Annotated in this window: 1 protein-coding gene; it reads right to left on the reverse strand. The window is 48.5% G+C overall.

Annotated elements, in window-relative coordinates:
• The coding region (locus HJY11_RS13865) for an ArsR family transcriptional regulator (protein WP_368041624.1) at positions 1 to 188 on the reverse strand (188 nt) is incomplete at its 3' end.
• Positions 189 to 227: the final 39 nt, after the last annotated feature.

Below are 227 nucleotides of genomic sequence, written 5' to 3' on the forward strand. Positions count from 1 at the left end.
ATTTTCAGTTGCTTGAGATGATGGGAGACTGCCGGACTGCTCATTTCCATAAGGGAAGAGATATTGATGACACATTCTTCGCAGTGGCAGAGCAGCCAGAAGATCCGCACCCGGCTCAGATCTCCCATTTGTTTAAATAGATCCGCCACAATCTGGAACGCTTCCGGTCCAGGAATCTGTTCGCACATCTGCTCGAATTTCTGGCCATGGTCATGGGGTAATGTTTT

The organism is Bittarella massiliensis (ex Durand et al. 2017) (genome assembly GCF_017566145.1).
Classification (GTDB): Bacteria; Bacillota; Clostridia; order Oscillospirales; family Ruminococcaceae; genus Bittarella; species Bittarella massiliensis_A.